The organism is Serratia sp. BIGb0234, from assembly GCF_024809915.1.
In the GTDB taxonomy this organism is placed as follows: Bacteria; Pseudomonadota; Gammaproteobacteria; order Enterobacterales; family Enterobacteriaceae; genus Serratia; species Serratia liquefaciens.
Window position 1 is genome coordinate 131,456 of sequence record NZ_JANUEI010000003.1, and the last position, 12,030, is coordinate 143,485.

Sequence of the window (12,030 nt, forward strand, 5' to 3'; positions counted from 1 at the left end):
GATTTAACTATTTGAAGCTATTTTCTGCGGTTTTCCCTAAGAGCTTTCTGTATCGATTGCCCTAATTGCCTCTCCAGCTAATGATTCACAGCTTGTTACATTCTTCCTTCCGTCGTTAAAATGCTGAAAAAACACACGGATGATCTTCTGAATGGATTCAGTGACTCAACGGCTTTCGACAGCTTTGCTGTGCATTTTCTTTTCCTCCGCGGCGTGCGCTAACCTGCTTAGCCCGGCAGATCGTGACACCATTCAACAACAGCAGCGTGAATTGCTGGAGCAAAACCAGCAGCAGCGGCAGGAGCTGCAACGTAGCCTGACGCCGGCCTTGCCGCCCCCTGCATCACCCAACGCCAACGCTGGCGGACCTTGTTTTAGCATCACCCATATCCGGCTGGAAGGCGCGGATCATCTGCCCGCCAGTGCACAACGTAAACTCACGCAGCCTTATCTGCAGCAATGTCTGAATCTGGGCCAAGTCCAGACGCTGGTGCAGCAAATCTCCGATTGGTATATCAACCGTGGCTATATCACCAGCCGCGCATTCCTGACCGAACAGGATCTGTCGCGCGGCGAGCTGCGGTTGCTGGTGCTGGAGGGCAAGCTGGAGAACGTTCTGCTGGAGCAACGAGACGATCGCATGCTGAAAATGGCCTTCCCGGGCCTGCAGGGCAATATTCTTAATCTGCGTGATATCGAACAGGGCATGGAACAGATCAACCGACTGCGTCAGCAGCCGGTACAGATAGAAATTCTGCCGGGTAGCCGGCCGGGTTACTCGGTGGTCAATCTGAGCGCCAAACCTGAGTTTCCTCTGACGCTGGGGGCAGGGTTCGACAACAGCGGGCAAAAAAGTACCGGTGCCGGTCAGATCAACGGATCGCTGACCGGCAATAACCTGTTGGGGCTGGCGGATCAATGGTTTGTCGCCGGTGCCCGCAGCAGCGATTTTGCCAACGATCACAATGCGCGCAGCGTGCAGGCCGGCCTCAGCTTGCCTTACGGCTACTGGACGCTGGATTACAACTATTCCTACAGCGACTACCTGGCTACCCTCAACAACCAGGGCTTTGACTGGCGTTCCAGCGGTGACAGCCAGATCCATCGGTTGGGCGTTTCGCGGGTGTTGTTCCGTGACGGCGAAATGAAAACCGGCCTATCGCTGGGGGTCACGCACCGCATCAATCGCAATTATCTCAATGACACCCGGCTGGAAAGCAGCAGCCGCAAACTGACCAGCGTGACGCTGGGTGTTAGCCACAGCCAAAAGCTGTTGGGCGGTTTCGCCACCCTGAACCCGGCTTACAGCCGCGGGGTGCCGTGGCTAGGGGCAGAGAACGACAGCGGAAAAATCAAGGAAGCCCCCCGCGCCGAATTTCATAAACTTTCGCTTTCCGGCAGCTACTACCTGCCGCTGGCGCAAGATTGGACTTATCTCACCAGCCTGTACAGCCAGTGGAGCAATCACCGCTTATACGGCAGCGAACGTCTGACCATCGGTGGTGAGAGCTCGGTACGTGGTTTCAAGGAGCAGTATCTTTCCGGTGACAAGGGCGGCTACTGGCGTAATGAAGTTAACCGGGCGCTGGTGACCTTGCCGTATGTCGGCAGTATTAACGCCCTGGTGGCGGTGGACGGCGGCTATCTGCACCTTGACGCGCTGGATGCCAATGCCTCGGGGACGCTGTGGGGCGGCGCCCTGGGCCTGGGGAGCCGTAGCCGCTATTTCAGCAGTCAACTGACCGTCGGCTGGCCACTGGCTTACCCGGATGGAATGAAACCGGATCGTGTTTCGGTCTATTACCGGGTCAATATCGTAATTTAACGCTAACGCACAGGAAGGTTTCAAGGATGAAACATAGTGATAATCAAAACCTTAATACCACGCAGCGCCTGCTGAGTTATACCCTGTGCACATTGCTGGCGGGGCAACCGTTGCTGCCTGTACTGGCCGAGGGCATTAACGTAGCCGAAGGCAATACCCGAGTGGATCAGGCCGCCAATGGTGTGCCGGTGATCAATATTGCCACGCCGAACCAGGCCGGTATTTCGCATAACAAATACAACGATTTCAACGTTGGCAAAGAGGGGACGATCCTCAACAACGCCACTGGCCAGCTCAATCAGAGCCAGCTTGGCGGGCTGATCCAGAACAACCCCAACCTGCAGGCCGGCGGGGAAGCGCAGGGCATCATCAATGAGGTGGTGGCACCGAACCCCTCACAGCTGCGCGGTTACCTGGAGGTCGCGGGCAAGCAGGCCAGCGTGATGGTTGCCAACCCCTATGGCATCACCTGCGACGGCTGCGGCTTTATCAATACCCCCAACGCGACGCTGACGACCGGCAAGCCGGTGCTGGGTGCTGACGGCAAGCTGCAGGCGCTGGAAGTCACCCAGGGGGCAATCACCATTCAGGGTAAAGGGCTGGACGCCGGCAAGAGCGAAAAATTTGCCTTGATCGCCCGCGCAACCGAGATTAACGCGCAACTGCACGCCAAGGACCTCAGCATCACGCTCGGGGCCAACCGGGTAGATGCTACCGGCAAGGCCACGGCGATTGCAGGCAGCGGCGACGCGCCCAAGGTGGCGATTGATACTGGTGCGCTTGGTGGCATGTACGCCAACCGTATCCACCTGGTCTCCAGTGAAAAAGGCGTTGGGGTCAACCTCGGCAACCTCAACGCGCGTGAGGACGATATTCAATTGGATGCCAATGGGCAACTGCGGCTGAATAATACGCTGGCAGAGGGGAGCCTGAATGCTACGGCGGCAGGAATGACGCTGAGCGGCAACCATAAGGCCGGCCAGGCGATGAACCTGAACAGCCGGGGTGAACTGGCCCTGGACAAGGCCGCGTTGAACGCCAAAGGCGATATGCAGCTTACCGCCGCAGGCAAATTGCAGGCAGGCAAAGCCAGTACTGACGGCAAACTGCAGCTGACCGCAGGCAGCCTGAGCAGCGCTAAAGACAGCAGCCTGACTGCCGAAGGCGACATCAATATGACGCTTAACGGTGACGGCGACTGGCAGGGCGTTCTGACCGCCGGGCGCGATCTGCACCTGCAAGCCAATAACCTCAGCAGCAGCGGCCAGCTGGCCGCCAACCGCGACAGCCACATTCAGACACAGAGCCTGGACAACAGCGGGCGGATACAGGCACAGGGCACGCAGACGCTGATCGGCGAACGGCTTGATAACCGGGGGCAGTTGCAAGCGGGCGGTGTTCAGCGGATTACGGCTAAAAGCGTCGATAACCAGGGGGCCATCGGGGCCAGGCAGCAGCTTGAGCTGCGCGTGCGCGACAAACTTAACGTGGCAGGTTCCCTGTCTGCAGATGGCCCCTTAACCGTACAGGCCGGGGAATTCTTGCTGGCGGGCCGCGCCAGCGGCAAACAGGGCATCACCCTCAACGGCGGCATACTGAGCACAGCTGCAGGCTCATCGCTGCTGAGTGATAGCGATATTGTCATTCAGGCTAATGACGTGCGGTTGGGCGGGCTGCTTTCCAGCGAACTCGCCCTGACGATGGACAGCCAGAATTTGTCGACTACCACAGGCGCCCGCACCCAGGCCAAACAGGGCATGGCGTTAAAAATTACGCAGGATGCGCAGTTGGCGGGCGTGTTTAACACCTTGGGGGATTTGAACTTTTCCGCTGCGACGGCCGATAACAGCGGCCAAATCAATGCACTTAACATTGACTGGCGCGGTGGTTCACTGCGCCAGCGAGGGCATCTGCAGGCCGATAATGGCTTCACGCTGAAGGTAAATCGGCTCGATCAACAAGGCGAACTGCTGGCCGGCAAACGGCTGACGGTGAATGGCACTACCTTGGTCAACAGTGGGCAGATCGGCGCCTCCGGAGTAGAGCTGAGCTTTAGTGAAAAGGTGGACAACCAGGGCAAGCTGGTGGCGGACAATACGCTGACGTTAAAGGCTCCAACGTTAAACAATACCGGCACCCTCGCGGCAAACAGCATGAAGCTCACGGCGCAAGACGTGGAGAACAGTGGGCTGATACAGGCCAAGGGGCTGGCGGAGATTACAGCGAAAGATCTGCAAAACCGCGTGGCAGGGCGAGTGCTGGCCGGGGGGGCGTTGGCGCTGCAGGGGGAACGGTTGAATAACGCCGGTAAGCTACAGGGACAGAACATTGATATCGGCGTACAAGGTTGGGCCAACACTGGCAGCACCCTGGGGGAAAATGGGCTGACGGCAACGGTTGAACAGACGTTGCACAACAGTGGGCAAGTGCTGAGCCAGGGGCTACTGAAACTGACGGCTGCCACGCTGAATAACGACGGCAAGGTATTGAGCGAAGGCGCATTACAGCTTTCGGCCGACAGCATCAGCAATCAGGGGGAAGCGCAGGGTGCGGCGACCACCGTCACGGCCAACACGGTGAACAACAGCGGCAATCTGATTGGTCTACGGCAGTTGGCGTTGCAGTTGCAAAAGGATCTGAACAGCACAGTAAGCGGCAAGTTGCTCAGCGAAGGGGAACTGACGGTAGGGGCGGCGACCGTCGATAACGACGGAGTATGGCAGGGCGACAGCATCAGGCTGGCGGCTCAGCAGTTGGATCATAAAGGCGTGTTGCAGGCGGGCACGGGAGGGATCCATTTGGATCTCAGTGACAGCCTCAAGACGGAAACCAGCAGCAAGATCTTCTCCAGTGGGAAAACGGATCTGACTGCGCAGACCTTGAACAATCAGGGCCATGTACAGGCGGGCGAGTTGACGTTAAAAGCCGCTGAACTGACCAACACCGGCAGGCTGCAGGGGCAGAAAAATCTGGAGGCCAAGCTGAGTGGCATATTCCATAACCTGGCTGGTGGCACGGTGCGCAGCCTGGGAACCCTGCGGGTAGAGGCGGCAGAGCTAAACAACGCTGGGGATCTGCAGGGAGATGGCGGCAGCGTATTGCGGTTGGATCGCCAGTTGATCAACTCAGGCAAAATGATCGTCGGCGGCGCACTGGATCTTCAAGCGCCTTCGCTGAATAACCTCGGCTGGCTGCAGGCCAATAGCCTGACGTTCAGGGGCACCCGGTTGGATAACAGCGGCACATTGAGCGGTATCGGAGATACCCGGTTTACGCTCGATGTTCTGAATAATATGGGAACCCTGCAGGGCGGCAATTTAACGCTGCAGACAGGCAGCCTAGATAATACCGGCACGCTATTGGCGACAAGCCAGATGAGCGTTAACGCGCGGCAGATTGATAACCACCAGAACGGAAAGCTGTTCAGCGGTGGCGATGCGACATTGGTGAACAGCCTGCTGAATCAGTACGGTCAACTGGTGGCGCTGGGCAATATTACGCTGACGTTAAAGGAAGCCTTCACCCAGAATGGCACTTTGGCGGCAGGTAAAAAGCTGACCCTGAGCAGCGACGGCGATGTTGTGCTGCTGGGTACCCTCCAGGGCCAGAGCATCGATGTGCGTAGCGCTGGCCAACTGACCCATGCCGGTACCCTGCGCGGCGGAAGCGGCGACGTGCGGATCGAAGCCGCCGGCATCACGCAAACCAGCACCGCCAGTCTGCAGTCGGGTGGCTGGGTACAGTTGCTGAGCCGTGGCGACATCAATAATAACGGGTTTATCGGTACCGCCGGCAATTTGCTGCTGAGCGCGGCTAACCATCTGCTCAACATCGGCATGTTGTACGGCGGTGGCGATGTGCAACTGTTGGCGGAACGTATCACTAACCAGCGTGGCGACGTCCTGGCGGGCAACAACCTGTGGATGCAAAAAGACGTGGCCGGCAATGCCAACAGTGAGATCGTCAATACCTCCGGCACCATCGAGACCGAAAATGGCAATATTCAGATCAACACCGCGCATTTGCTCAATCAGCGTGATGGCTGGTCGGTGAGCACCGAAAAGCAGACGACGGCGAAAGATCCGCTGTGGAATGGCCAGACGCTGGTCAATATGAAACTGGGGGATTTGGCTGAAAGCGAGCTCGGTTATTACATCAAAACGGTGCGCACCGGCGGCAGCATGGGGCATGGCAACGGTTCCGTTGATGATTACTATTATTTAGCGCCTAAAGCGCCTGCCGTTGATAAAAAGATCCTGGTTGAATCCTCCAGCGTAACCGTCACTGCGAACGGGGGCGCTGGGCGAATTGCCGCAGGAAAGGACATTGTCGGCACCATTACGCGTTTTGAAAATATTGCCAGCGACATGCTGGCCAATGGTGATATTTCGCTGAGTGGCGGCTCGCTGAATAATGAGAGCACCCAGGCAGGAAGCCAGAATAAATACCTGAATTACCGTTATGACGGCGAAATCGCACAGTATGATTTCGACAAGCACCGCTCGTTGGCTGACTTCAAAAAGAGCGGCAATTACATCCGTGATAACGTCAATACCCCCATTCAGTACCGCTTAACCGGACAGCCAGAGTACCAGAACGAAAACACCGCTGTTTATCGCAGCGTGATCCAGGCCGGTGGTGCCATTAACGTCCGCTTTACCGACGATATCAGCAACAGCATGGTGACACCGAACGCCGGCAGCCTGAGCCATACCCTGGCTAGACCAACGTTGGACAGCCTGCAGCAGCCGGAGGTTATCAGCGGTGTTCAACAGCAGGATCTGGCGGCGGATCAGAGCGTTGCCTTCGGTTCAGCGGAGTGGAAAGACAACCTGCAGGCGGCCTTGGGCTCGCTGGGTAATAACGCCGTAGCCTTGGCGGACTACCCACTGCCGGGCGGGGATAGCGGCCGTTTTGTCGTCAGCGCGGATCCCAATAGCCCATACCTGATCACCACCAACCCGAAACTGGACGGCCTGGGGCAGTTGGATAACGGCCTGTTCAACGATCTCTACGCCATGCTGGGCCAACAGCCGGGTGCCGCTCCGCGTGAAAACGACCGCCGTTTTACCGATGAAAAACAGTTTATCGGTTCGGCCTACTTCCTCGATCGGCTGCGACTTAATCCGGACTACGACTATCGGTTCCTGGGGGATGCGGCGTTCGATACCCGCTATATCAGCAACGCCATGCTCAGCCAGACCGGCAAGCGCTATCTCAACGGTATCGGCTCCGATTTGGCGCAGATGCAGCAGTTGATCGACAACGCCGCACAAGCGCAGAGCGGCCTGAACTTGCAGTTTGGCGTTAGCCTGACGCCGGGCCAGGTTGCGCAGTTGGATAAAAGCATCGTCTGGTGGGAGAAGGTAACGATTAACGGCCAGACGGTGTTGGCGCCAAAACTCTATTTGGCCAAAGGTGACGCAGCCCAGCTCAATGGCAGCGTGATCACCGGCAATATCGTTAACCTGAACGGCGGCAGTATTCGTAATGACGGCAGCTCGCTACAAGGTGGTGAACGGCTCAACGTTAATAGTAAAACGGGTATCAGCAACCTTAACCAGGGGCTGTTCGACGCCGACGGCAATTTGCAGCTCAGCGCCATTGGCGATATCAGCAATATCGGCTCGACCATCAGCGGCAAGCGGGTCGTGATTGAAAGTCTGGATGGCAGCATTATCAATAAAACTCAGGCTCGCCAGTGGGATGCCACAGGGACTCAGGGCGGCCAGACGTTGTCGCTGTCGCGTACCGAAGTTGGCGATACTGCTGTCATTAGCGCAGAAGATGCGTTGATCATGCGTGCCGACAAAAATATCGATGTTATCGGCGCGAGGATCGCCTCTGATGGCACGATGAATCTGCAGGCGACGGGTGATATCAACCTGCTTGTCAATCACACGGAATCCATTGATAAAACCAGTAATAGCGAGCGCATCAGCAGCGGTGCCGATCGCAGCATTATCACCAGTAGTGGGAATATGACGCTACATGCCGAGCATGATTTGAACTCGCAGGCGGCGGTGTTGGTGGGTGACGGCGACATCCTTCTGAGTGGCAAGCGAGACGTAAATCTTAACAGCGTGGAAAACCGGGAGTATCAGGCAAGCCACGGCGGCGGCCAGCTGCGGGTGAAGGAGTCCATACGCCAACAGGTCACCGAAATCGCCGGCGGCAGTTTGCGCGTTGATGCTGGCCAGGATGCCATCTTCGAGGGTACTCAGGCACAGGTAAGTGGAGATTTTGTGGTTAACGCCGACCGTAATATCGTGGTGGACAGCGTAACTGAAAGTGACTACAGCTTCTTCGAAGAGACTAAGGTCAAGAAAGGGTTTATGTCCAAAACCACCACCCATACGGTGGAGGAGGACTACGCGACCCATGAGAAAGGAGCGGTACTAAGTGGCGACAACGTTTTACTCAACGCCGGTAACGACCTGACAGTACGGGGTTCGACGATAGTGGGTGACGGCCAGGTCACATTAAAGGCCGATAATACCATCGATATTTTTGCCGCCACCGAGGAGCAATCCCTTTACCGGCTGAACGAGAAAAAAACCAGCGGCGTGTTCAGCGGTGGCGGCATCGGCGTGACCATCGGCAGTAAATCTTCTCGTCATCAATTGAACGAAGATGGTACTACCCAAAGCCAGAGCGTCAGCACCATAGGTTCGACCGGCGGCAGCGTGGATATCGAAGCGCGCGGCAAGGTGCATATCAGTGGCGCAGATGTGATTGCGGATAAGAATCTGTCGGTGACGGGGGATAGCGTCCATATCGACCCGGGTAAGGATATTCGTCGTCGTGACGAAGCCTTCGAACAGAAACAGAGTGGCCTGAGTCTGGCGCTGTCCGGTACGGTGGGCAGTGCGATTAATAGTGCGGTGACAACGGCCCAACAGGCAAAGCAGGAGACCGATGGTCGACTGGCTGCCTTACAGGGGGTCAAAGCGGCATTATTCGGCGTGCAGGCCGCTCAGGCGGGTCGACTGGCAAAAGTCGGCGATACCGATACTGAAGAAGGCAGCATGGTGGGGATCAGTATTTCTCTTGGCGGCCAGAAATCGTCGTCGAAACAGCATCAGGAACAAACGAGCATCGCCGGTTCAACATTCAGTGCCGGTAATAATATGCAGGTGACTGCAACCGGCAAGGGCAATACTGCTGACAGCGGTGACATTGTCGTTGTCGGCGGTCAGTTTAAAGTGGCGGGCAACACCACCGTGGTCGCCGAGCGTGACATCTTGCTGTTGGGCGCAGCCAATACTCAGAAGACCGAAGGAAGTAACAAGAGCAGCGGCGGCAATATCGGCGTCAGCATTGGCGTGGGAAAACAGACGGGATTGAGCGTCTTCGCCAATGCCAACAAAAGCCAGGGCAGTGAGCATGGTGATGGAACGTTTTGGACTCAGGCGAAGATAGACACCGTTGGCGTGCTGTCACTGCGCAGTACCCGGAATACTCTTTTGTCAGGGGCACAAATCAGTGGCGAAAGGGTGGAGGTGGATACCGGCGGTAACCTGATAATGCAAAGCCAGCAGGATAGCGACAACTATGACGCCAAACAAAGCAGCGTCAGTGGTGGTGTCAGTGTGGCTATCATCGGTGCTGGCGGCTCGGGGAGTCTGAGTATGAGCCATGACAAATTGCACAGCAATTATAACAGCGTGCAGGAGCAAACCGGTATATTTGCCGGCAAGGGCGGCTATGATATTAAGGTTAACCAGCATACGCAGTTGGACGGTGCGGTCATCGCCAGTACTGCCGCGCCAGAGAAAAACCGTCTTGATACCGGCACCCTGGGCTTCAGTGATATCCATAATCAGGCGGATTTCAAGGCCGAGCATCAAGGGGGCAGCATCAGCAGCGGCGGCCCGGTGGGGTCAGATCTGCTGACCAATCTGGCGGGCGCGGCCCTTTCCGGCGCGGGCAATAGAGGGCATGCAGAAGGCACGACCAAGGCTGCGGTGTCGGGCGGTAGCGTGGTTATTCGCGATCGGGCCAACCAGCAGCAAGATGTGAATGCGTTGAGCCGGGATACGGATAACGCCAATGGCAGTATCGGGGCGATCTTCGACAAGGAGAAAGAGCAGAACCGGCTGAAGCAGGCGCAGCTGATCGGCGAAATCGCCGGGCAAACGATGGATATTGTCCGCACCCAGGGTGATATCAATGGCTTGCAGAAGGCAAAGGACAAGCATCCGGGGCTGGATGCGAAAGCGTTGCGTAAAACGCCGGAATATCAGGCCGAGATGCAGAAATACGGCACCGGCAGCGATATGCAACGGGCCGCACAGGCGGTAACGGGCGCGCTGCAGGCGTTGGCGGGGAACAATCTGGCTGGAGCCTTGGCGAGCGGAGCGGCACCGTATCTGGCGAAAGAAATCAAGGCGCGGGTCGGTGAAAATAACGTGGCAGCGAACGCAATGGCGCATGCGTTATTGGGGGCGATAACTGCGCAACTGAACAACCAGTCTGCGGTAGCCGGTGCGGTGGGTGCGGGCGGTGGCGAGCTGGCCGCGCGGGTGATAGTAGAGATCAGGTTCCCGGGCCGTGACATAAGCAGCCTGACAGAAGGTGAGAAGCAGGAGGTCAGTGCTTTGAGCCAGTTGGCCGCAGGACTGGCAGGGGGGATAGCTTCAGACGGTACGGCAGGGGCGGTAGTGGCTTCGCAGGCCGGTAAGAATGCGGTGGAGAATAATCATTTAAGCAGCACTCAGGCGCTGACCTTTGATAAAGAACTGTCAGACTGTCGCAAATCCGGTGGTGACTGCCAGACGGTTATTGATAAATGGAAAGCCGTCAGTGACGGGCAAAGCGTAGAAACCGATCAGAAGCTGAAAGATAACCCGCTGGAAGCTCAGGTTATCGACAAGGAAACGGCCCTGGGTGGCTACGACATGACACAACGGCCTGGCTGGCTGAACAACATTGGTGCAGATGTAATGACCAGTGAGGAAGCCAAAGCCTATGTTCAGCAGTGGAACGGCCAGGATCTGGCAAATATAGATGTAAACAGTCCGGGATGGACGAAGTTTGCGGCGTTCGTATCTGATCCGGAAAACCAGGCTGCGGTAGCTTCCTTCGCGAAAATAAGTAAAGATGTGGTTCAGTTGGCAAAAGCTGCGATAACATCACAATCCTATCCTGTAACTATCAAAAGCTTACAAGTAGGATTAAGGAATCCTGATTATGTCGATAAGCTTAAGAAAGATATGCTAGGTGGTGATTTTAAATTCACAGATCCTAAAGGAAAAATTGCTGGCTATGTTGATGCTCAGGGGCGTTATTATATAACTGAAGGAAACCATCGGATGGTCGCCGCTCAAGAAATATATAAACAAACTGGCGATGCGAAATATATTGATCAGTTATTAAGGAACGGCGTTTGGACCCAAAGTAAAAATGCTCCTGCTGGCTCAGTACCTATGCCTAAGCGTTGATGGAGATGATAGAAATGACAAAGTTAGAAATATATACCAAGATGTTTGATCTTGTTTTGCCTTATGTAAGAAGTATTCAGTCACAAAATTGCTGGGTGAAGGCAAGAGATATGTCTTGCTACTTTGAAACTGAGCTTATACATAATCTACCTAAAAGTATTTTAGAGAAAGATATGGTGGAGCATGATGTGTGGTTTTTAAATAATCAGGCGAGATATTATTTTGAGAAATGTAATGAAGATATATCTCCCAATTATAATCAACATCTTATTTATATAAAAGAGTTAATTGATATAGTGCCTGAGGATTTGAAGTCTAAATTAACGTGGGTTGGCCCTTAATAAAAGAAATCCCAGCCCTGCAGCTGTGATTTTACTATATACGCCAGTCAGTTACCGTTTCACCGCTGCGGCTTGCCGATCGCTTCGATCAGCTCCGTCACCTGCTTCTGCTTACGAGCGGAGAGCTTACAGACCCTGCGTAGCGTCTGCATAATCTCCGGCTCGGGCGGTGGGGCCGGGGGGAGTTCCTGAGTTGTGAGCATCAGGCAACCGGGCATCACCCGCACCTTCAGCGCCGTTCCCGTCTCAAATCCCGCGTCATCGAGCCAGCCCCCTTCAGGGTGATGGAAGTGGCCTTGTTGTGGGTCTTCCAGTCGCGGATGTAACCCACGGTATAACCTAGGGTTTTTAGCTCCGTGGCTTCAGTTGTGACAACTTCTGGCTTAATATCGTGTTCAGCCATTATCAACTCCTGCTTAGT

5 protein-coding genes are annotated in these 12,030 nt (G+C 55.7%); 3 read left to right on the top strand and 2 right to left on the bottom strand.

The features are described from left to right. Positions 1-151 precede the first annotated feature (151 nt). From M2407_RS13435 to M2407_RS13445, 3 genes are read left to right on the top strand one after another with little or no spacing between them, the layout of a single operon-like run. Positions 152-1,825, top strand: coding sequence for a ShlB/FhaC/HecB family hemolysin secretion/activation protein (locus M2407_RS13435; RefSeq protein ID WP_259218404.1), 1,674 nt, complete (start codon positions 152-154; stop codon positions 1,823-1,825). A gap of 26 nt (positions 1,826-1,851) precedes the next feature. After that, positions 1,852-11,268 (top strand): hemagglutinin repeat-containing protein, encoded by a 9,417-nt coding sequence (locus M2407_RS13440; RefSeq protein ID WP_259218405.1) that lies wholly within the window; start codon positions 1,852-1,854, stop codon positions 11,266-11,268. Between the two features lie 14 nt (positions 11,269-11,282). Continuing rightward, positions 11,283-11,609, top strand: a complete 327-nt coding sequence (locus M2407_RS13445) for a zinc ABC transporter substrate-binding protein (RefSeq protein WP_240504862.1) — start codon at positions 11,283-11,285, stop codon at positions 11,607-11,609. A gap of 59 nt (positions 11,610-11,668) precedes the next feature. Here the strand turns inward: M2407_RS13445 and M2407_RS26305 are convergent, their stop codons facing one another. Further along, positions 11,669-11,923, bottom strand: coding sequence for a SymE family type I addiction module toxin (locus M2407_RS26305; RefSeq protein WP_323113010.1), 255 nt, complete (start codon positions 11,921-11,923; stop codon positions 11,669-11,671). After that, complete coding sequence (locus M2407_RS26260; RefSeq protein ID WP_310445680.1) at positions 11,839-12,012, bottom strand: hypothetical protein; 174 nt, start codon at positions 12,010-12,012, stop codon at positions 11,839-11,841. The genes M2407_RS26305 and M2407_RS26260 overlap by 85 nt, the downstream gene beginning before the upstream one ends. Positions 12,013-12,030: the final 18 nt, after the last annotated feature.

What these genes read in the sequence shown, in the direction of transcription:
- M2407_RS13435 (WP_259218404.1), top strand. Translation starts at nt 152, where the DNA reads ATGGATTCAGTGACTCAACGGCTTTCGACAGCTTTGCTGTGCATTTTC.
- M2407_RS13440 (WP_259218405.1), top strand. Translation starts at nt 1,852, where the DNA reads ATGAAACATAGTGATAATCAAAACCTTAATACCACGCAGCGCCTGCTG.
- M2407_RS13445 (WP_240504862.1), top strand. Translation starts at nt 11,283, where the DNA reads ATGACAAAGTTAGAAATATATACCAAGATGTTTGATCTTGTTTTGCCT.
- M2407_RS26260 (WP_310445680.1), bottom strand. Translation starts at nt 12,012, where the DNA reads ATGGCTGAACACGATATTAAGCCAGAAGTTGTCACAACTGAAGCCACG.